1 protein-coding gene is annotated in these 23073 nt (G+C 76.8%); it reads left to right on the forward strand.

Annotated features, from left to right (window positions below; translation table 11 throughout):
- Window positions 1-2 precede the first annotated feature (2 nt).
- Window positions 3-23060 carry a type I polyketide synthase gene (locus BJP25_RS35280; RefSeq protein WP_084793822.1) on the forward strand — a complete coding sequence of 7686 codons (23058 nt, stop codon included), beginning with the start codon at window positions 3-5 and terminating at the stop codon, window positions 23058-23060.
- Window positions 23061-23073 lie beyond the last annotated feature (13 nt).

The following is a 23073-nucleotide window of genomic DNA, read 5'->3' on the forward strand; positions in this document are numbered from 1 at the left end:
CAATGCAGAACGAGGACAAGCTTCGCGATTACCTCAAGCGGGCGACCACCGACCTGCGCGGTGCCCGCAAGCGGGTCCGCGAGCTGGAGGCCCGCGACACCGAGCCGATCGCCATCGTCGGCATGGCCTGCCGCTTCCCCGGCGGGGTGCGCTCGCCGGAGGACCTGTGGGCGCTGGTGACCGAGGGCCGCGACGCGGTGTCCGGGTTCCCCACCGACCGGGGCTGGGACCTCGACGCGCTCTACGACCCGGACCCGGACAAGCCCGGCACGGTCTACACCCGCGAGGGCGGGTTCCTGCACGACGCCGCCGACTTCGACCCCGGGTTCTTCGGGATCAACCCGCGCGAGGCGCTGGCGATGGACCCCCAGCAGCGGCTGCTGCTGGAGACCGCGTGGGAGGCCTTCGAGCGGGCGGGCATCGACCCGACCGGGCTGGCGGGCAGCCGCACCGGCGTGTTCACCGGCGTGATGTACCACGACTACGCCTCGCGGCTGCACGCCTTCCCCGAGCACGTCGAGGGCCTGCTGAGCACGGGCAACTCCGGGTCGGTGGCCTCCGGGCGCATCGCCTACACCCTGGGCCTGGAGGGCCCGGCGGTCACCGTCGACACCGCCTGCTCGTCCTCGCTCGTCGCCCTGCACATGGCCGTGCAGGCGCTGCGGGCCGGGGAGTGCACCATGGCGCTCGCCGGTGGTGTGACGGTGATGGCGGGGCCGAGCGCGTTCGTCGAGTTCGCCCGCCAGCGCGGCCTGGCCCCCGACGCCCGCACCAAGGCGTTCGCCGAGGGCGCCGACGGCGCGACCTGGGCCGAGGGCGTCGGCCTGCTGCTGGTGGAGAAGCTGTCCGACGCCCGCCGCAACGGCCACGAGGTGCTGGCCGTCGTGCGCGGCTCCGCGGTCAACTCCGACGGCGCCTCCAACGGGCTCACCGCGCCCAACGGCCCGTCGCAGCAGCGCGCCATCCTGGCCGCGCTGGGCTCGGCCCGGCTGGGCCCCGGTGACGTCGACGTCGTCGAGGCGCACGGCACCGGCACCCCGCTGGGCGACCCCATCGAGGCCCAGGCGCTGCTGGCCACCTACGGCCAGGGCGACCGCGCGCACCCGCTGCTGCTGGGCTCGGTGAAGTCCAACATCGGCCACACCCAGGCCGCCGCCGGTGTCGCCGGTGTGATCAAGGTGGTGCAGGCGATCCGGCACGGCGTCGTGCCCCGCACCCTGCACGCGGCCACGCCCTCCAGCAAGGTCGACTGGGAGTCCGGCGCGGTCGAGCTGGTGCAGGACGAGACCGCGTGGCCGCGGACCGGGCGCCCGCGCCGGGCCGCGGTGTCGTCGTTCGGCATCTCCGGCACCAACGCGCACACCATCATCGAGCAGGCGCCCGAGCCGGAGCCGGTCGAGGACGCCGAGACCCCGCAGGTCGTCGAGGAGGTCCGCCCGCTCGCCGTGGTGCCGTGGGTGCTCTCCGGCCGCACCGCGCCCGCCCTGCGCGCCCAGGCCGCCCGCCTGCTGTCCGCTGTGGACGCCGGTGCGTCCGCTGTGGACCTGGGCTTCTCGCTGGCCACCACGCGCGCAGCCCTGGACCACCGCGCCGTCGTCACCGGGGGCGACCTGGCGTCGCTGACCGAGGGCCTGTCCGCGTTCGTCGCGGGTGAGCGGCACCCGTCGGTGGTCGAGGGCCAGGCCACCGCCGAGGGGCGCGTGGCGTTCCTGTTCTCCGGCCAGGGTTCCCAGCGGCCCGGCATGGGGCGCGAGCTGCACGAGGCGTACCCGGTGTTCGCGGAGGCGTTCGACGCCGCGTGCGAGCACCTGCCCGAGGGCCTGCGCGAGGTCGTCTTCGCCGACGACGCCCCCGAGCTGCGGCAGACGGGGTGGACCCAGCCCGCGCTGTTCGCGATCGAGGTCGCGCTGTTCCGCCTGCTGGAGTCGTGGGGTGTCAAGCCGGATTACCTGGCCGGTCATTCCATCGGTGAGATCGCCGCCGCGCACGTGGCGGGTGTGCTGTCGCTGGCTGACGCGGCCAAGCTGGTGTCGGAGCGAGCCCGTTTGATGCAGGCGTTGCCCACGGGTGGCGCGATGGTCGCTGTGCAGGCGACCGAGGACGAGGTCACCCCGCTGCTGTCGGAGACCGTCAGCATCGCCGCGATCAACGGTCCGCAGTCCATCGTGGTCGCTGGTGCGGAGGCCGAGGCCGAGCGGATCGGCGCGCACTTCACGGGCCTGGGGCGCAAGACGACCCGGTTGACGGTGTCGCACGCCTTCCACTCCCCGCTGATGGAGCCGATGCTGGAGGAGTTCCGCGCGGTCGTGCGCGGCCTGTCCTTCACCGAGCCCACCACCCCCCTCATCACCGGCGGCGACGTCACCGACCCCGAGCACTGGGTGCGCCACGTCCGCGACGCCGTGCGCTTCGCCGACACCGTGCGCACCCTGCACGACCGCGGCGTCCGCACCACCGTCGAGATCGGCCCCGGCTCGGTGCTGACCGCCCTGGCCCGGCAGAACGCCGACGACCTGACCGCCGTGGCGCCGCTGCGCGCCGACCGCCCGGAGACCGGCGCCCTCGCCCGCCTGCACACCGCGGGCGTGCGGGTCGACGCCCCGGCCTACTTCGCCCGCTCCGGCGCGCGCCGGGTCGACCTGCCCACCTACGCCTTCCAGTACGAGCGGTTCTGGCTGGAGGCCCCGGCGGGCACCGGCGACGTCTCCGCCGCGGGCCTGGGCTCGGCCGACCACCCGCTGCTCGGCGCCGCCACCGCGCTGGCCGACGCCGACGGCTTCCTGCTCACCGGCCGCCTGTCCACCGCCACCCACCCGTGGCTGGCCGACCACACCGTCGGCGGCACCGCCGTGCTGCCCACCGCGGCCTTCGCCGAGCTGGCGATCCGCGCGGGCGACCACGTCGGCTGCGCCACGCTGGCGGAGCTGTCCGTGCAGACCCCGCTGGCCCTGCCCGACGGCGGCGCCGCGGTCGTCCAGGTCGCGCTCGGCGCCCCGGACGCCGAGGGCCGCCGCCCGCTCAGCGTGCACTCCCGGCTGGCCGACGCCGCCCAGGACGCCCCGTGGACCCGGCACGCCACCGGCGTGCTCGCCCCCGCCGTGCGCTCCGGCGGCCCCGGCCTGGTCGAGTGGCCCCCGGCGGGCGCCGTCGCCGTGGACCCCACCGCCACCGCCGCGCGCGCCACCGCCGCCGGGGTCGCCCTCGGGCCGGTGTTCGACGGCCTGCGCGCCGCCTGGCGCCGGGGCGACGACCTGTTCGCCGAGGTCGCGCTGGACACCGAGGCCGCCGCCGACGCCGCGGCCTACGGCCTGCACCCCGCCCTGCTCGACGCCGCCCTGCGCGTGGCCCAGTACGCCGCCGACGTCGAGCCGGGCGCGCACCGGTTCGCCGCGGGCTGGGCCGAGGTCACCCTGCACGCCTCCGGCGCCACGCACCTGCGCGTGGCCCTGCCCGCCGCCGGTGGCGCGCTGCTGGCCGACGCCGAGGGCAGCGCGGTCGCCAGCATCGGATCGCTGTCGTTCGCGGAGGTCTCCGCCGCCGCGCTGGGCGCCTCCGCCGTCGGCGACGCCCTCTACGCGGTGGAGTGGGTCGAGCTGCCCACCGCGGGCACCGCCGACGCCGAGCCGATCGCCTCGGTGACCGTGGACTCGGTGCCAGCGGCCCTCGACGCCGTCCAGCGGTGGTTGTCCGACGCGGACACCGCCGCCCGGCAGCTGGCCGTCCTCACCCGCGGCGCCATCGCCGCCGTGCCCGGCGAGCCCGTCCCGGCCCTCGACGCCGCGGGCGTGTGGGGCCTGCTGCGCGCCGCCCGCACCGAGCACCCCGGCCTGCTCGTCGTCGGGGACGTGGCGCAGGACGCCGACCCCGCCGCCGTCGAGGCCGCGCTGCGCAGCGGCGAGCCGCAGTTCGCCGTGCGCGGCACCACCGTCCTGGTGCCGCGGCTGGTCGCGGTGCGCCCGGAGGAGGGCACCGCGCCCGAGCGGTTCGCCGCCGACGCCACCGTCCTGGTCACCGGTGGCACCGGCGCCCTCGGCGGGCTGCTGGCCCGCCACCTCATCACCGCCCGCGGCGCCCGCCACCTGGTGCTCACCTCGCGCCGCGGTCTGGCCGCCCCGGGCGCCGCCGAGCTGCGCGACGAGCTGACCGCCCTCGGCGCCCGGGTCGAGGTCGCCGCCTGCGACGCCGCCGACCGCGCCGCCCTGGCCGCCCTGCTCGACGGGCTGGCCCAGCCGCTCACCGCCGTCTACCACGCCGCCGCCGTCGTCGACGGCGGTGTCGTCACCGGGCTCGGCGCCGAGGCGCTGGAGCGGGTGCTCGCCGCCAAGGCCACCGCCGCCCGCCACCTCGACGAGCTGACCCGCGACCGCCCGCTCACCGAGTTCGTGCTGTTCTCCTCGCTCGCCGGTGTCCTCGGCGGCGCGGGCCAGGGCGCCTACGCCGCCGCGAACTCCGCCCTGGACGCCCTCGCCCAGGACCGGCGGGCCGCGGGCCTGCCCGCGCACTCGCTGGCCTGGGGCCTGTGGGACGCCCGCGGCGAGCAGACCACCCTCGACCGCGCCGAGCTGGAGCGGATGGCCCGCACCGGCGTGCTGCCGCTGACCGCCGAGCAGGCCCTCGCCCTGCTGGACCTGTCCGTGGCCACCGACGCCGCGCTGCTCGTGCCCGCCCGCCTCGACCCGGGCGCGGCCGCCGGGCACGGCGAGGTGTCGCCGCTGCTGGCCGGCCTGCTGCGCGGCCGGGGCAGGCGCACCGCCGCGTCCGCCGCCACCGGCGGCCTGGAGCGGCAGCTGCTCGCCCTGGCCCCGGCCGACCGGGTGGCGCCGGTGCTCGACGTCGTGCGGCGCGAGGTCGTCGCCGTGCTCACCCTGTCCTCGGCGGACGCGGTCGAGGCCACCAGCGCCTTCAAGGACCTGGGCTTCGACTCGCTGACGGCGATGGAGCTGCGCAACCGGCTCGCCGCCGCCACCGGGCTCACCCTGCCCGCCACCCTCACCTTCGACTTCCCCACCCCGACCGCCCTGGCCGCGCACCTGGTGGCCGAGCTCGTGGGCGACCGGGCCCAGGAGGTGCCCACCCGGCTGGTCGCCGCCGACGACGACCCGGTGGTCATCGTGGGCATGGCCTGCCACTTCCCCGGCGGGGCCGACTCGCCGGAGGCGCTGTGGCGGCTGGTCGCCGACGGCGTGGACGCGGTGGCGGGCATGCCCACCGACCGCGGCTGGGACCTCGACGCCATCTACGACCCCGACCCCGAGGTCAGCGGCACCACCTACGTCCGCGAGGGCGCCTTCCTGGCCCGCGCGGCCGAGTTCGACGCGGAGTTCTTCGGCGTCTCCCCGCGCGAGGCCGTCGCCATGGACCCCCAGCAGCGCCTGCTGCTGGAGACCTCGTGGGAGGCCTTCGAGCGCGCGGGCATCGACCCGGCCGCCGCGCGCGGCAGCCGCACCGGCGTGTTCGTCGGCACCAACGGCCAGGACTACGCGACCCTGCTGGCCCAGGGCGGCAAGGACGTCGAGGCGCACCTGGTCACCGGCACCAACGCCGCGGTGGTGTCCGGGCGCATCTCCTACACCTTCGGCTTCGAGGGCCCGGCGGTCACCGTCGACACCGCGTGCTCGTCGTCGCTGGTCGCCCTGCACCTGGCCGCGCAGGCGCTGCGCGCCGGGGAGTGCGACCTGGCGCTGGCCGGTGGCGTGACGGTCATGACCACGCCCAACTCCTACATCGGCTTCTCCCGCCAGCGCGGGCTGGCCACCGACGGCCGGGTCAAGGCCTTCGCCGAGGCCGCCGACGGCACCGCCTGGGGCGAGGGCGTCGGCCTGCTGCTCGTCGAGCGGCTGTCCGACGCGCGCCGCAACGGCCACACCGTGCTCGCGGTCGTCAAGGGCTCCGCGGTCAACCAGGACGGCGCCTCCAACGGCCTCACCGCGCCCAACGGGCCCGCCCAGCAGCGCGTGATCCGCCAGGCGCTCGCCGCCGCGGGCCTGTCCACCCAGGACGTCGACGCGGTGGAGGCGCACGGCACCGGCACCACGCTGGGCGACCCGATCGAGGCGCAGGCGCTGCTGGCCACCTACGGCCGCGACCGCGCCGAGGGCACCCCGCTGTGGCTGGGGTCGATCAAGTCGAACATCGGTCACACCCAGGCCGCGGCGGGCGTCGCGGGCATCATCAAGATGGTCGAGGCGATGCGCCGCGGCGTGCTGCCCAGGACCCTGCACGTCGACGCGCCCTCCTCGCACGTCGACTGGTCCTCCGGCGGCGTCCGGCTGCTCACCGGGGACGTCGACTGGCCGGAGACCGGGCGCCCCCGCCGGGCCGCGGTGTCGTCCTTCGGCGTCAGCGGCACCAACGCGCACACGATCCTGGAGCTGCCCGAGCCGGAGCCGGTGGTCGTCGAGCAGGTCGACGTCGAGCACCCGGTGCTGCCGTGGGTGCTCTCCGGCCGCACGCCCGAGGCCGTGCGGGCGCAGGCCGCCGCGCTGCTGGAGCTGGACGTGCCCGCGCTGGACGCGGCGCACTCGCTGGTGGCGACCCGGTCGGTGCTCGACCACCGGGCCGCCGTCGTCGGCGCCGACCTCGACGAGCTGCGCGCGGGCCTGACCGCCGTCGCGCAGGGCCGTGCCGCGGTGTCCGGCAACGGCAGCGCGGGCAAGGTCGCGTTCCTGTTCTCCGGGCAGGGTTCGCAGCGCCCGGGGATGGGCCGCGAGCTGTATGAGGCGTACCCGGTGTTCGCCGCGGCGTTCGACGCCGCGTGCGCGGTCCTGCCCGAGGGCGTGAAGGACGTCGTGTTCGACGTCGAGTCCGAGGAGCTGCGGCAGACGGGGTGGACCCAGCCCGCGCTGTTCGCGATCGAGGTGGCGCTGTTCCGCCTGCTGGAGTCGTGGGGTGTCAAGCCGGATTACCTGGCCGGTCACTCCATCGGTGAGATCGCCGCCGCGCACGTTGCGGGTGTGCTGTCGCTGGCTGACGCCGCCACGCTGGTGACCGAGCGGGCCCGGCTGATGCAGGCACTGCCGACCGGTGGCGCGATGGTCGCTGTCCAGGCGACCGAGGACGAGGTCATCCCGCTGCTGTCGGAGACCGTGAGCATTGCGGCGATCAACGGGCCGCAGTCCATTGTGGTCGCTGGTGATGAGGTCGAGGCGGAGCGGATCGGCGCTCACTTCGCGGAGTTGGGTCGCAAGACTTCGCGGTTGAAGGTGTCGCACGCGTTCCACTCGCCGCTGATGGAGCCGATGCTGGAGGAGTTCCGCCAGGTCGTTGCGGGCCTGCGCTTCGACGACCCCGCCATCCCCGTCGTCGCCGCGGGCGACGTGAGCACCCCCGGGTTCTGGGTCGCCCACGTCCGCGACGCCGTGCGCTTCGCCGACACCATCGCCACCCTGCGCGAGCAGGGCGTGCGGACGGTGCTGGAGGTCGGCCCCGGCGGCGTGCTCACCGCGCTGGCGCAGCAGAACGCCGACGACCTGACCGCCATCCCGACCCTGCGCGCGGACCGCCCCGAGCCGCACGCCGCCGTTACCGCCCTCGCCGCCGCGCACGCCGCGGGCGCCCGGGTGGACTGGTCGGCCTTCTACGCGGGCACCGGCGCCCGCCGGGTCGAGCTGCCCACCTACGCGTTCCAGCGCACGCGGTTCTGGCTCGACGCCCCCGCCCCCACCGCGGGCGCGGTCACCGAGAGCGCCGTCGACACCGCGTTCTGGGACACCGTCGAGCGCGAGGACCTCGACGCCCTCGCCACGACCCTCGGCCTGGACAGCGGCGACCTCGCCCCCGTCCTGCCGCGCCTGTCCGCCTGGCGCCGGGCGCGCCGCCGCGCCGACACCGTGGACGGCTGGCGCTACCGCACCACCTGGCAGCCGGTGCCCACCAGCGGCACCCCCGAGCTGACGGGCGCGTGGCTGCTCGTCCACGGCGAGGCCGAGCAGGCCGCCGACGCCGTGGCCGCGGCGCTGACCCGCCACGGCGCCGACGTCACGGCCCTGGCCCTGCCCACCGGCGCCACCCGCGAGGACGTCGCGGGCCTGCTGCCCACGGGTGCGGTCGCGGGGGTGGTGTCGCTGCTCGGCGACGACCTGGCCGCCACCCTGGCGCTCACCCAGGCCCTCGACGGCCACGACGGCCATGACGGCCTCGATGACGCCCCGCTGTGGGTGCTGACCCGGGCCGCGGTCACCACCGGCCGCGCCGACGCCGCACCGGACCCGGCGCACACCGCCGTCTGGGGCTACGGCCGCTCGGCCGCCCTGGAGCTGCCGCGCCGCTGGGGCGGCCTGCTCGACCTGCCGGAGACCCTGGACGAGCGCGCCGCCACCCGGCTCGCGCACGCCCTGGCGGGCACCGGCGAGGACCAGTTGGCGCTGCGCGGGTCCGGCCTGTTCGCCGCCCGCCTGGTGCCCGCCCCGCGCCCGACCACCGCGGGCACCTGGACCCCGCGCGGCACCGTCCTGATCACCGGCGGCACCGGCGCGCTGGGCGGGCACGTGGCCCGCTGGGCCGCGGCCAACGGCGCCGAGCACCTGGTGCTCACCAGCCGTCGCGGCGCCGACGCCCCCGGGGCCGCCGAGCTGACCGCCGAGCTGGAAGCCCTCGGCGCCCGCGTCACCCTCACCGCCTGCGACGTGGCCGACCGCGCCGCGGTCGAGGCGCTGCTCGCCGGGGTCGACGACCTCACCGCCGTGGTGCACACCGCGGGCGCCGAGCAGTTCCAGCCGCTCGCCGCCACCACCCCGGCCGACCTCGCCGCCGTCCTGGGCGCCAAGGTCGACGGCGCCGCGCACCTCGACGCCCTGCTGGGCGAGCGGGAGCTGGACGCGTTCATCCTGTTCTCCTCCATCGCGGGCACCTGGGGCGGTGGCCAGCAGGCCGCCTACGCCGCGGGCAACGCCTACCTCGACGGGCTCGCGGAGTCCCGCCGCGCCCGCGGCCTGGTCGCCACCGCGGTGGCCTGGGGCCCGTGGGGCGACGGCGGCATGGCCACCGGGGAGGCCGAGGAGCAGCTGCGCCGCCGCGGCTTGTCCAGCCTGCCCGCCGCGCTGGCCGTCACCGCCCTCGCCCACGCGGCGGGGGAGCGGGCCGCCACCCTGACCGTGGTCGACGTCGACTGGCCGCGCTTCCACGCGCCGTTCACCGCCGCCCGGCCCAGCCCGCTGCTGTCCGAGCTGCCCGAGGTGGTCGCCGCGCAGGCCGCGCCCACCACCGGCGGCACCGGCCTGGCCGCCACCCTCGCCGGGCTGCCCGCCGCCGAGCGCGGCAAGGTGCTCACCGACCTGGTGCGCGAGCAGGCCGCCGCCGTCCTCGGGCACAGCGGCATCGACGCCGTGCCCGCCGACCGGGCGTTCGCGGAGCTGGGCTTCGACTCCCTCACCGCGGTGGAGCTGCGCAACGGGGTCACCGAGCGCACCGGCCTGGCGCTGCCCGCCACGCTGGTGTTCGACTTCCCGTCCCCCCAGGTGCTCGCCGCGCACCTGCTCGCCGAGCTGGGCGGGGCCGCCACCACCGGCACCGAGGTCGCGGTGACCGCCGCCGCCGACGACGACGACCCCATCGTCATCGTCGGCATGAGCTGCCGCTTCCCCGGTGGCATCGCCTCCCCGCAGGACCTGTGGCGGGTCGTGGCCGAGGGCGTGGACGCGGTGTCGCCGTTCCCCACCGACCGCGGCTGGGACCTCGACGGCGTCTACCACCCCGACCCCGAGCACCCCGGCACCACCTACAGCCGCTCCGGCGGGTTCCTCGACGACGCCGCCGGGTTCGACGCCGCCTTCTTCGGCATCTCCCCGCGCGAGGCGCTGGCCATGGACCCGCAGCAGCGGCTGCTGCTGGAGGGCGCGTGGGAGGCCTTCGAGAGCGCGGGCATCGACCCGACCTCGGTGCGCGGCAGCAGCGCGGGCGTCTTCGTCGGCATGGCCTACCAGGGCTACGGCGCCGTCGTCGGCGAGGTGCCCGAGGGCGTCGAGGGGCACCTGCTCACCGGCAGCGCCGCCTCGGTCGTCTCCGGCCGCATCGCCTACGCCCTGGGCCTGGAGGGCCCGGCGGTCACCGTCGACACGGCGTGCTCGTCGTCGCTGGTGGCGCTGCACCTGGCCGCCCAGGCGGTGCGCTCGGGCGAGTGCTCGATGGCGCTGGCCGGTGGCGTGACCGTGATGGCCACCCCGAACACCTTCGTCGAGTTCTCCCGCCAGCGGGGGCTGTCCGAGGACGGCCGCTGCAAGGCCTACTCCGACGACGCCGACGGCACCGGTTGGGCCGAGGGCGCGGGCCTGATCCTGGTGGAGCGGCTGTCCGACGCCCGCCGCCTGGGCCACGACGTGCTCGCCGTGGTCAAGGGCTCGGCGGTGAACCAGGACGGCGCGTCCAACGGCCTCACCGCCCCCAACGGCCCCGCGCAGCAGCGGGTCATCCGCGCCGCGCTGGCCAACGCGGGCCTGACCACCGCCGACGTCGACGTCGTGGAGGGCCACGGCACCGGCACCACGCTGGGTGACCCGATCGAGGCCCAGGCGCTGCTGGCGACCTACGGCCAGGACCGGGAGACCCCGCTGTGGCTGGGCTCGCTGAAGTCCAACATCGGCCACACCCAGGCCGCGGCGGGCGCGGGCGGCATCATCAAGCTCGTCATGGCCCTGCGCCACGGCGTGCTGCCGCGCACCCTGCACGCGGGCACCCCGTCCTCGCACGTGGACTGGGCGGCAGGCGACGTGCGGCTGCTCACCGAGGCCGTGCCGTGGGTGGGCGGCGACGACCGCCCGCGCCGCGCGGCGATCTCGTCCTTCGGCGTCAGCGGCACGAACGCGCACACCATCCTGGAGGAGCCCGCGCCCGAGGACCGGGTCCGGGCGGGCCAGGCCGTCACGCCGCCGCCCGCGACCCCGTGGGTGCTCTCCGGCGCCGACCCGGCCGCGGTGGCCGGGCAGGCCGCGCGCCTGCTCGACGCGCTGGCCGAGGAGGCCGACCCGACGGCGGTGGCGCTCGCCCTGGCGACGACCCGCGCCACCCTGGCGCACCGGGCCGCCGTCGTCGCGGGCGACCCCGACGAGCTCAAGGCCGGGCTCGCGGCGATCGCGGGCGGCCGGGCGCCGATCTCCGGCAGCGGCGACGCCGGCCGGGTCGCGTTCCTGTTCTCCGGCCAGGGTTCGCAGCGCGCGGGCATGGGTCGTGAGCTGTACGCGGCGTTCCCGGTGTTCGCCGAGGCGTTCGACGCGGTCTGCGCGCAGGTCGACGCGTTCGTGGAGCGGCCGCTGCGGGAGGTGGTGTTCGACGTCGAGTCGGACCTGCTGACCCAGACCGGTTGGACCCAGCCTGCTTTGTTCGCGATCGAGGTTGCCCTCTACCGGCTGGTCGAGTCGTGGGGCGTGCGGCCGGACTTCCTGGCCGGGCACTCCATCGGTGAGATCGCCGCCGCGCACGTCGCGGGGATCCTGTCGCTGGTCGACGCCGCCCGCCTGGTGTGCGAGCGCGCCCGGCTGATGCAGGCGCTGCCGACCGGTGGCGCGATGGTGGCGGTGCAGGCGACCGAGGACGAGGTGCTGCCGCTGCTGTCGGAGTCGGTCAGCGTTGCCGCGGTCAACGGGCCGCAGTCGGTCGTGGTGGCCGGTGTGGAGGCCGAGGCCGAGCGCGTCCGCGGGCACTTCACCGCTCTGGGGCGCAAGACGTCGCGCCTGACGGTCTCCCACGCGTTCCACTCGCCGCTCATGGAGCCGATGCTCGACGAGTTCCGCGCGGTGGTCGAGTCGCTGACCTTCGCCCAGCCGAGCACCCCCCTCGTGACCACCGGCGACCCCACGACCCCGGACTACTGGGTCGACCACGTCCGCGACGCGGTGCGGTTCGCCGACAACGTCACCGCGCTGCACGGCCGCGGCGTGCGCACGGTGCTGGAGATCGGGCCGGGCGGCGTGCTCAGCGCGCTGGCGCAGCAGAGCGCCGACGGCCTGACCGCCGTCCCCGCCCTGCGCGCCGACCGGCCGGAGCCGCAGGCCGCCGTCACCGCGCTCGCCGCCGCGCACTGCGCCGGTGCCCGCGTGGACTGGGCGGCGTTCTTCGACGGCACCGGTGCCCGCCCGGCCCCGCTGCCCACCTACGCCTTCCAGCACCAGCGCTTCTGGCTGGAGCCGGGCCGCCCGGCCGCGGCGGCGGGCGCCGACCCGCTGGACGCGGAGTTCTGGGCGACGGTGGAGCGCCAGGACGTCGACGCGCTCACCGCGTCGCTGGGCATCGAGGCCGACGACACCGTCGCCGCCCTGCTGCCCAAGCTGGCCGTGTGGCGCCAGGCGCGCCGCACCGAGTCCACCGTGGACGGGTGGCGGTACCGGGCCGCTTGGACCCCGGTCGCCACCGGCGACGCCGAGCTGGACGGCACCTGGCTGCTCGTCACCGGCACCCCCGGCGCCGACGCGGCGCGCGACCTGCTGGTCGCGCACGGCGCCGAGGTCGTCGAGGTCGACGTCCCGGCCGAGGCCGACCGCCCCACCACCGCCGCCCTGCTGGGCGCGCTGACCACGACCCGGTTCACCGGCGTGGTCACCACCGCGGGCTCCGCGGACCCGTCGCTGCGCGTGCTGCGGGTCGTGCAGGCCCTCGCCGACGCCGAGGTGGACGGCCCGCTGTGGGTGCTCACCCGCGGCGCGGTGAGCACCGGGCGCGCCGACGGCGCCCCGGACCCGGCGCTGGCCCGGGTGTGGGGCCTGGGCCGCGCGGTGGCCCTGGAGACCCCGCAGCGCTTCGGCGGGCTGGTCGACCTGCCCGCCGAGCTGGACGCGCGGGCCGCCGCCAGGGTGGCCGCGGTGCTGTCCGGCGCCACCGGCGAGGACCAGGTGGCCGTCCGCGGCTCCGGCGCGCAGGCCCGGCGCCTGGCCCGCGTCCCGGCCCGCAAGGACCGCGCCGCCTGGACCCCGCGCGGCACCGTCCTGGTCACCGGCGGCACCGGCGCCCTGGGCGGGCACGTGGCACGCTGGCTGGCGGGCGCGGGCGCCGAGCACCTGGTGCTCACCAGCCGCCGGGGCCTGGCCGCCCCGGGGGCCGCCGAGCTGGCCGCCGAGCTGGAAGGCCTCGGCGCGCGGGTGACCGTGGAGGCCTGCGACGTCGCGGACTTCGACGCCGTGTCCCGCCTGGTCGGCTGCCTCGACGACCTCACCGCGGTGGTGCACACCGCGGGCGCCGACCACGTCACCCCGCTCGCGGAGCTGACCGAGGCCGAGTACACCGCCGTACTCGCGGCCAAGGTCGACGGCGCCGACAACCTCGACGCCGCGCTCGACGGCGTGGAGCTGGACGCGTTCGTGCTCTACTCGTCGATCTCCGGCATCTGGGGCGCCGGCTACCAGGCCGCCTACGCCACCGCGAACGCGCACCTGGACGCCCTCGCCGAGGCCCGCCGGGCCCGCGGCCTGACCGCCACCGCGGTCGCCTGGGGCCCGTGGGCCGAGGGCGGCATGGCCGAGGGCGAGGCCGAGGAGCACCTGCGCCGCCGCGGCCTGCGCCGGATGGACCCGCAGCTCGCGGTCTCGGCGCTGCGCGCCGCGCTGACCGAGGACCTGACCGGCGTCACCGTCGCGGACGTGGAGTGGGCGACGTTCATCGCGCCGTTCACCGCCGCCCGGCCCAGCCCGCTGCTGTCGGAGCTGCCGGAGGTGGTCGCCGCGCTGGCGAGCACCCCGGCCGCCGCGGACGGGTCCGCGCTGGTCACCCGGCTGACCGCGCTGGACGGCCCGGGCCGCCGCAGGCTGCTGACCACCCTGGTGCGCGAGCAGGCCGCCGCCGTGCTCGGCCACGCCGGGGTGGACGCGGTGGACCCGGCGCGGGCGTTCTCCGAGCTGGGCTTCGACTCGCTGACCGCGGTCGAGCTGCGCAACAAGCTCGGCGCGGAGACGGGGCTCGCCCTGCCCGCCACCCTGGTGTTCGACTTCCCGACCGCGACCGCGCTGGCCGAGCACCTGGTCACCGAACTGGTGCCCGCCGCGGACTCGGCGCTGGCCGCGGTCGACACCGCGGGCGCCGCCGCCGACGACCCGATCGTCATCGTAGGCATGAGCTGCCGGTTCCCCGGCGGCGTCGGCTCGCCCGCGGACCTGTGGCGGCTGGTGGCCGAGGGCACCGACGCGGTGTCCGGGTTCCCCACCGACCGCGGCTGGGACATCGACTCGCTCTACGACCCGGACCCGGAGAGCACCGGCACCACCTACACCCGCGAGGGCGGCTTCCTGCACGAAGCGGGGCTGTTCGAGCCCGGCTTCTTCGGGATCTCCCCGCGCGAGGCGGTGGCGATGGACCCCCAGCAGCGGCTGCTGCTGGAGATCTCCTGGGAGCTGTTCGAGCGGGCGGGCATCGACGCGGACACCCTGCGCGGCAGCCGCACCGGCGTGTTCGTCGGCTCGGGCTACCAGGACTACGCCAACCAGGTGCTCGCCGCCGCGGACGGCACCGAGGGCTACGTGGGCACGGGCAACTCGGCCAGCGTCATCTCCGGGCGCCTGTCCTACACCTACGGGCTGGAGGGCCCGGCGGTCACCGTCGACACCGCGTGCTCGTCGTCGCTGGTCGCCCTGCACCTGGCCGCCCAAGCGCTGCGGGCGGGGGAGTGCACGCTCGCGCTGGCCGGTGGTGTGACGATCATGTCCACCCCCGGGCCGTTCGTGGAGTTCTCCCGCCAGCGCGGCCTCGCCGCGGACGGGCGCTGCAAGGCCTACGCCGACGCCGCGGACGGCACCGGTTGGGCCGAGGGCGTGGGCCTGGTCCTGGTGGAGAAGCTGTCCGACGCGCGCCGCAACGGCCACGAGGTGCTGGCGGTCGTGCGCGGCTCCGCGGTCAACCAGGACGGCGCGTCCAACGGCCTCACCGCCCCGAACGGCCCCGCGCAGCAGCGGGTCATCCGGCAGGCGCTGGCCGCCGCGGGCCTGACCACGTCCGAGGTGGACGCGGTCGAGGGCCACGGCACCGGCACCACGCTGGGCGACCCGATCGAGGCCCAGGCCCTGTTGGCCACCTACGGCCAGGACCGGGAGACCCCGCTGTGGCTGGGCTCGCTGAAGTCCAACATCGGCCACTCGCAGGCCGCGGCGGGCGTCGGCGGCATCATCAAGATGGTCGAGGCGATGCGCCACGGCGTGCTGCCCAGGACCCTGCACGTCGACGAGCCGTCGTCGCACGTGGACTGGACCGCGGGCGCGGTGCGGCTGCTCACCGATCAGACCGCGTGGCCGGAGCTCGACCGGCCGCGCCGCGCGGGCATCTCCTCCTTCGGCGTGAGCGGCACCAACGCCCACGTCATCCTGGAGCAGCCGCCCGCCGCCACCGAGGCCGAGACCACCCCGGTGCCCGACGGCACGCCGCTGGTGTGGGCGCTGTCGGCCAAGACCCCGGCCGCGCTGCGCGACACCGCGGCGAACCTGCTCGACGTCACCGCCGAGCCCGCCGACCTCGCCCGCACCCTGGCGGTCGGCCGGACCACCCTGGCCCACCGCGCCGCCGTGGTCGGCAGCACCGCCGCCGACCTGCGCGCCGGGCTGGCCGCCATCGCCGCGGGCCGGGCGCCCTTGTCGGGCACGGGCGACCCGGGCGGTGTCGGGTTCCTGTTCTCCGGGCAGGGTTCGCAGCGGGCCGGGATGGGGCGCGAGCTGTACGCGGCGTTCCCGGTGTTCGCCGAGGCGTTCGACGCGGTGTGCGCCCACGCCGACGCGCACCTGGAGAAGCCGCTGCGGGAGGTGGTGTTCGACGTCGAGTCGGACCTGCTGACCCAGACCGGCTGGACCCAGCCCGCGCTGTTCGCCATCGAGGTCGCCCTCTACCGGCTGGTCGAGTCCTGGGGCATGACCCCGGACTTCGTGTCCGGGCACTCCATCGGTGAGATCGCCGCCGCGCACGTCGCCGGGGTCCTGTCCCTCGCGGACGCCACCACCCTGGTGTGCGAGCGGGCTCGGCTCATGCAGGCGCTCCCGACCGGTGGTGCCATGGTGGCGGTGCAGGCGACCGAGGATGAGGTGCTGCCGCTGCTGACCGAGACCGTGGGCATTGCGGCGATCAACGGGCCGCAGTCCATTGTGGTCGCGGGTGATGAGGTGGAGGCGGAGCGGATTGGTGCTCACTTCAAGGAGTTGGGTCGCAAGACCTCGCGGTTGAAGGTGTCGCACGCGTTCCACTCGCCGCTGATGGACCCGATGTTGGACGAGTTCCGCGCGGTGGTGGAGGCGCTGACCTTCGCCCAGCCGGCAACCCCGGTCGTCGCCGCGGGCGACGTCACCAGCCCCGACTACTGGGTCGAGCACGTCCGCGGTGCCGTGCGCTTCGCCGACACCGTGCGCTCCCTGCACGAGCGCGGGGTGCGGACCGTCGTGGAGATCGGCCCGGGCGGCACCCTGACCGCGCTGGCCCAGCAGAACGCCGACGACCTCACCGCCATCCCGGTGCTGCGCGCCGACCGGGCCGAGCCGGAGACCGCGCTCGCCGCCTTGGCCGCCGCGCACTGCGCCGGGGTCCCGGTCGACCGCGCGGCCTTCCACGCGGGCGGCGGGCGGCGGGTCCCCGTGCCCGCCTACCCCTTCCAGCACGAGCGGTTCTGGCTGGAGGGCGACCCCTACGCCCAGCACACCGCCGCCGCCGACCCGGTGGACGCGGAGTTCTGGGCCGCGGTCGACGGCGACGCGGCGGCCCTGGCGGCCACGCTGGGCCTCAGCGCCGACGAGGCGGGCGCGCTCCAGCCCAAGCTCGCCACCTGGCGGCGCTCGCGCCGCGAGGACACCACCGTGGACGGCTGGCGCTACCGGGCCACCTGGACCCCGGTGGCCACCGACCGCGCGGCCCTGGACGGCACCTGGCTCCTGCTCGGCGCCGCCGGGGAACTGGCCGCCGCCCTGACCGCCGCGGGCGCGGCGGTCGTCACCGACGACGCCGACGACCGCGCGGGCACCGCGGCGGCGATCGCGGCGGGCACCTTCGCCGGGGTCATCGCCGCCCCCGGCGACGGCGCCGCCGCGCTCGCCACCGCCCAGGGCTGGGCGGACGTGGACACCGACGCCCCGCTGTGGTTCGCCACCCGGGACGCGGTGACCACCGGCCGCTCGGACAACCCGGTCGTGCCCGAGCGCACCCAGGTCTGGGGTGTCGCCAGGGTCGCGGCCCTGGAGTACCCGCGCCGCTTCGGCGGCGTGCTCGACCTGCCCGCCACCCTCGACGAGCGCACCGGCACCCGCGTCGCCGCGGTGCTGTCCGGCGCCACCGGCGAGGACCAGGTGGCCGTGCGCGCCTCCGGCGTGCTGGGCCGCAGGCTCAGCCGGGTCCCCGCCAAGGCCGTCCCGCACCGCTGGGCGCCCTCCGGCACCGTGCTCGTCACCGGGGGCACCGGTGCCCTCGGTGGGCACGTGGCGCGCTGGGCCGCTGAGCAGGGTGCTGAGCACCTGGTGCTGACCAGTCGCCGGGGCATCGAGGCCCCGGGTGCCGCTGAGCTGAAGGCGGAGCTGGAATCGCTGGGTGCCCGGGTCACCGTCGCGGCCTGCGACGTGTCCGACCGGGCGGCCGTGGCCGACCTGCTGGCCGGGCTCGACGACCTGACCGGTGTCGTGCACACCGCGGGCGTCGACCAGCTCCAGCCGCTCGCGGACATGCCCGCCGAGGAGTTCGCCCGCGTCCTGTCGGCCAAGGTCGACGGCGCGGCGCACCTCGACGCGCTGCTCGGCGAGCGGGAGCTGGACGCGTTCGTGCTGTTCTCCTCCATCGCGGGCGTCTGGGGCTCCGGCCACCAGGCCGCCTACGCGGCGGGCAACGCCTACCTCGACGGGCTCGCGGAGTCCCGCCGGGCGCGCGGCCTGACCGCCACCGCGGTCGCCTGGGGCCCGTGGGCCGAGGGCGGCATGGCCGAGGGCGAGGCCGAGGACCAGCTGCGCCGCCGCGGCCTGACCAGGATGGCCCCGGCCCGCGCGCTGGCCGCGCTGCGCCGGGCGCTGGACGAGCGGGCCCCCGCCACCACCGTCGTCGATGTCGACTGGGCGCGCTTCGCCGCCCCGTTCACCGCGGCCAGGCCGAGCCCGCTGCTGTCCGAGCTGCCCGAGGTCGTCGCCGCCCGGCAGGTCGACCCGGCCGCCGACGAGGGCGGGTCGGCGCTGGTCGCCCGGCTGACCGCGCTGCCCGCAGGCGAGCGCTCCGCCGCGCTCGTCGACCTCGTGCGCGGTGCCGCCGCCGCCGTCCTCGGCCACGCCGGGGGCGACGCGGTGGACCCGGCGCGGGCGTTCTCCGAGCTGGGCTTCGACTCGCTGACCGCGGTCGAGCTGCGCAACGCGCTGGGCGCGGAGACGGGGCTGGCGCTGCCCGCCACCCTCGTGTTCGACCACCCCAACGCCCTCGCCCTGGCCGAGTTCCTGCGCGCCGGGCTGCTCGGCGCCGAGACCGCCGCCGAGGCGGGCCCGGCCGCGGTGGCGGGCACCGCCGAGGACGACCCGATCGTCATCGTCGGCATGAACTGCCGCTACCCCGGCGGGATCGCCTCGCCGGAGGACCTGTGGCGGCTGGTGTCGGAGGGCCGCGACGCGGTGGGCGGCTTCCCCGCCGACCGCGGCTGGGACCTCGACGCGCTCTACCACCCGGACCCCGACCACACCGGCACCACCTACACGCGCTCCGGCGGGTTCCTCTACGAGGCGGGCCGGTTCGACCCGGCCTTCTTCGGGATCTCCCCGCGCGAGGCGGTGGCGATGGACCCCCAGCAGCGGCTGCTGCTGGAGACCTCGTGGGAGCTGTTCGAGCGCTCGGGCATCGACGCCGATTCCCTGCGCGGCAGCCGCACCGGCGTGTTCATCGGCTCCGGCTACCAGGACTACGCCGCGCAGCTGCTCAACGCCGCCGACGACGGCGAGGGCTACCTGGGCACGGGCAACTCGGCCAGCGTCATCTCCGGGCGCCTGTCCTACACCTACGGGCTGGAGGGGCCGTCGGTCACCGTCGACACTGCGTGCTCGTCCTCCCTGGTCGCCCTGCACTGGGCGGCGAGCGCGCTGCGGGCGGGGGAGTGCTCCCTGGCCGTGGTCGGCGGCGTGATGGTGATGTCCACCCCGACCGCGTTCGTCGAGTTCTCCCGGCAGCGCGGCCTGGCCACCGACGGGCGCTGCAAGGCCTACGCCGACGCCGCGGACGGCACCGGCTGGGCCGAGGGCGTGGGCCTGCTGCTGGTCGAGCGCCTGTCCGACGCCCGCCGCAACGGCCACGACGTGCTCGCCGTGGTGCGCGGCTCGGCGGTGAACTCCGACGGCGCGTCCAACGGTCTCACCGCCCCGAACGGCCCGGCGCAGCAGCGGGTGATCCGGCAGGCGCTGGCCGCCGCGGGCCTGACCACGTCCGAGGTTGACGCGGTCGAGGGCCACGGCACCGGCACCACGCTGGGCGACCCGATCGAGGCCCAGGCGCTGCTGGCGACCTACGGCCAGGACCGGGAGACCCCGCTGTGGCTCGGGTCGTTCAAGTCCAACATCGGCCACTCGCAGGCCGCGGCGGGTGTCGGCGGGGTCATCAAGATGGTCATGGCGATGCGCCACGGCGTGCTGCCCAAGACCCTGCACGTCGACCAGCCGAGCACGCACGTGGACTGGACCGCGGGCGCGGTGCGGCTGCTCACCGAGCAGGTCGAGTGGCCGGGGACCGGCCGCCCGCGCCGGGCTGGCGTGTCCTCCTTCGGCGTGAGCGGCACCAACGCCCACGCCGTCATCGAGGAGCCGCCCGCACCGGTCGGCGCCGAGGCGCCCGAGCGCACCGACGCGCCCGTGCTCACCTGGGCGCTGTCGGCCAAGTCGGCCAAGGCCCTGCGCGAGCAGGCCGCCGCGCTGGCCGAGGCGGCCCCGGGCACCGACGCCCGGGACGTCGCGCACACCCTGGCCACCGCCAGGGCGGGCCACGAGCACCGCGCCGCGGTCGTCGCCACCGACGTCGACGACCTCATCGCGGGGCTGCGCGCCGTGGCCGAGGGCACCCCGGCCGCCCAGGCGGTCACCGGCCGCACCGGCGCGGCGGGCAAGCTGGCCCTGCTGTTCTCGGGCCAGGGTTCGCAGCGGGCCGGGATGGGGCGCGAGCTGTACGCGGCGTTCCCGGTGTTCGCCGAGGCGTTCGACGCGGTCTGCGCCCACGTGGACGCGTTCGTCGAGCGGCCGCTGCGGGGCGTGGTCTTCGACGTCGAGTCGGACCTGCTGACCCAGACCGGCTGGACCCAGCCCGCGCTGTTCGCGATCGAGGTCGCCCTCTACCGGCTGGTCGAGTCGTGGGGCGTGCGGCCGGAGGCGGTCGCGGGCCACTCCATCGGTGAGATCGCGGCGGCGCACGTGGCCGGTGTGCTCTCGCTGGCGGACGCGGCGAAGCTCGTGTCCGAGCGGGCTCGCCTGATGCAGGCGCTCCCGACCGGCGGGGCGATGGTGGCGGTGCAGGCGACCGAGGACGAGGTGCTGCCGCTGCTGACCGGCACCGTGGGCATCGCGGCGATCAACGGCCCTGAGTCCATTGTGGTCGCCGGTGATGAGGTGGAGGCGGAGCGGATCGGTGCGCACTTCAAGGAGTTGGGTCGCAAGACTTCGCGGTTGAAGGTGTCGCACGCGTTCCACTCGCCGCTGATGGAGCCGATGCTGGCCGAGTTCCGGACCGTGGTCGCGGCGCTGGACTTCGCCCAGCCCACGATCCCGGTCGTGTCGGCGGGCGACGTGACGAGCCCGGACTACTGGGTGGAGCACGTCCGCCAGGCGGTCCGCTTCGCCGAGGTGGTCGGGGCCCTGCACGAGCGGGGCGTGCGCACGGTCCTGGAGATCGGGCCCGGCGGCACCCTGACCGCGCTCGCGCAGCAGAACGCCGACGACCTCACCGCCGTCCCGGTGCTGCGCGCCGACCGGCCCGAGCCGGTGGCCGCCGCCACCGCCCTGGCCCGCCTGCACGTCACCGGCGTGCGCGTGGACAAGGGCGCCTTCGCGGGCGACCCGGGCGCGCGGCGGGTGGACCTGCCCACCTACGCCTTCCAGCGCAAGCACTACTGGCTCACCCCCGCCCCGGTGGAGCGCATCGCCGCCGACGCGGTGGAGGCCGAGTTCTGGCGCACCGTCGAGCGCGAGGACCTGGACTCGCTGGCCCTGCAGCTCGACATCGACGCTGGCGACAGCTTCGGCGACGTCCTGCCCCGCCTGTCGGCGTGGCGCCGGGCCCGCCGCGAGCAGTCCGCGCTCGACGAGCTGCGCTACCGGGAGAAGTGGGTGCCCTGCACCGGCGCCCCCGAGGGCACCCCGGCGGGCGACTGGCTCGCCGTGCTGCCCGAGGGCGACGCGGGCGCGCTGGCCTGGGCCGACGCGCTCGGCGTCACCCGCAGGGTGGTCGTGGACGCGGCCGCCGACCGGGCCGGGCTCACCGCCGACCTGGTCGCCGCCGGGCCCGCCGACGGCGTGGTGTCCTTCCTGCCGCTGGCCCAGGGCGCGACCGCCTCGGTGCAGCTGGTGCAGGCGCTCGGCGACGCCGGGCTCGACGCCCCGCTGTGGGTGGTCACCTCCGGCGCGGTCAGCACCGGCGGCGGCGACCCGCTGACCCACCCCGAGCAGGCCCAGACCTGGGGCCTGGGCCGGGTGGCCGCGCTGGAGCACTCGGCGCGCTGGGGCGGGCTCGTCGACGTGCCCGCCACCCCGGACGCCGCGGCCGCCGCCCGCCTGGGCGGGCTGCTGGCGGGCACCACGGGCGAGGACCAGCTGGCGGTGCGGGGCAACGGCGCCTTCGCCCGCAGGCTCGACCACGCCCCGGCCGGGCCGTCGACGGCGACGGCCTGGACCCCGCGCGGCACCGTGCTCATCACCGGGGGCACCGGCGCCCTCGGTGGGCACGTGGCCCGTTGGGCCGCTGAGCAGGGTGCTGAGCACCTGGTGCTGACCAGTCGCCGGGGCATTGACGCTCCGGGTGCCGCTGAGCTGAAGGCGGAGCTGGAATCGCTGGGGGCCCGGGTCACCGTCGCCGCCTGCGACGTGGGCGACCGGGACGCGCTGGCCGCGCTGCTGGCCACCGCCGACGTGGACGCCGTGGTCCACGCCGCGGGCACGGCGGAGGCGGCCATGCTCGGGGACACCACCGACGCCGAGTTCAGCGCCACCCTGCACGCCAAGGCCGCGGGCGCCGCGCACCTGCACGAGCTGCTCGGTGACCGGGAGCTGGACGCGTTCGTGCTGTTCTCCTCCATCGCGGGCGTCTGGGGCTCGGGCGGGCAGGCCGCGTACGCGGCGGGCAACGCCTACCTCGACGCGCTCGCCCGGCACCGGCGCGGCGCGGGCCTCGCGGCCACCGCCGTGTCCTGGGGCCCGTGGGGCGGCGGCGGCATGGTCGCCGACAGCGACGACCCCGAGCGGCTGCGCAAGCGCGGCCTGACCGTGCTGGACCCGGCGACCGCGGTCGCGGCGCTGGCCAGGGTCGTCGGGGAGGGCGCGGTGGCCGACACCGTCGCGGACGTGGACTGGGCGCTGTTCGCGGCCCCGTTCACCGCCGTGCGGCCCAGCCCGCTGCTGGGCGAGCTGCCGGAGCTGGCGGCGCCGCAGGCCGACGAGCAGGCGGCGGTCACCGACGCGGGCTTCGCCGCCGCGCTGGCGGCGCTGCCCGGGCACGAGCGCGAGGCCGCGGCCGTGGACCTGGTCCGCGAGCGGGCCGCGGCCGTGCTCGGCCACGACGCCGAGTCGGTGGAGGCCGACCGCGCGTTCCGGGAGCTGGGCTTCGACTCGCTCACCGCGGTGGAGCTGCGCAACGCCCTCACCGCCGAGACGGGCCTGGCCCTGCCCGCCACGCTGGTCTTCGACCACCCCAGCCCGGCCGTGCTGGGCCGGTTCCTGGTGGCCGAGCTGACCGGCGCGGCCACCGACGCCGACGGGTCGGTGTTCGGGGACCTGGAGCGGCTGGAGGCCTCGGTCTCCGGGGCCGCCGACGGCGCCGTGCGCGACCGGGTGCGGGCCCGGCTGCGGGAGCTGTTGACCCGACTGGACGAATCCCTGGACAGCGGGGTCGACGCCTCCTCCGGGGACCTGGAGTCGGCGACGATGGACACCATCTTCGACCTGATCGACAACGACCTCGCCTGACCCGCCGGTCCAC

The organism is Actinokineospora bangkokensis (genome assembly GCF_001940455.1).
Taxonomy (GTDB): Bacteria; Actinomycetota; Actinomycetes; order Mycobacteriales; family Pseudonocardiaceae; genus Actinokineospora; species Actinokineospora bangkokensis.

Coding starts and splice junctions, on each gene's coding strand:
- BJP25_RS35280 (WP_084793822.1), top strand. CDS start 3: ATGCAGAACGAGGACAAGCTTCGCGATTACCTCAAGCGGGCGACCACC.